Consider the following 721-nt stretch of genomic DNA (forward strand, 5'->3'; position numbering starts at 1 on the left):
CCCACAAATCCGCAGTCAACCACGGTCGCTGTTGGAGCGGGCTTGCTCGCGAAGAGGTCGTGTCATTCAACATTTATGTCGACTGATACATCGCTTTCGCGAGCAAGCCCGCTCCCACAGGTTCCAGCGCCATCCACAAATCCCCGAACATACCCAAATCATTGTAGGAGTGAGCCTGCTCGCGAAAGCGGTGTGTCAGTCGACATTGATTTCGACTGTGCTACCGCCATCGCCAGCAGGCTGGCTCCCACTTTTTTTTGCGCTATCCACAAAATCCGCAGTCAACCGCAATCCCTGTGGGAGCGAGCCTGCTCGCGAAGAGGTCGTGTCATTCAACATCTATGTCACTGATAAATAGCTTTCGCGAGCAAGACCGCTCCCATAGGTTTCACGTCCGTACACAAATCCCCGAGTCCAACCAAATCATTGTAGGAGTGAGCCTGCTCGCGAAAGCGGTGTGTCAGTCGGTATTGATTTCGACTGTGCTGCCGCCATCGCTAGCAGGCTGGCTCCCACTCTTTTTTGCGCTATCCACATAATCCGCAGTCAACCACGCTCCCACAGGTTTCACGGTCGAACACAAATCCCCGAGCACAGCCAAAACCTTGTAGGAGCCGAGCTTGCTCGCGATGGCGGTGTGTCTGTCGACTTTATTGTTGAATGACACGCCGCTTTCGCGAGCAAGCTCGGCTCCTACAGGGGATCTGCGGTGCTTACAGAT

Annotated in this window: 1 pseudogene; it reads right to left on the reverse strand. The window is 54.5% G+C overall.

The features are described 5' to 3' along the window. Positions 1-460: 460 nt before the first annotated feature. Positions 461-721 (reverse strand): annotated as a pseudogene (locus QMX93_RS30795) (hypothetical protein); the annotation flags it as partial.

This window comes from Pseudomonas sp. PS01303 (genome assembly GCF_029959385.1).
Lineage (GTDB): Bacteria > Pseudomonadota > Gammaproteobacteria > Pseudomonadales > Pseudomonadaceae > Aquipseudomonas > Aquipseudomonas rustica.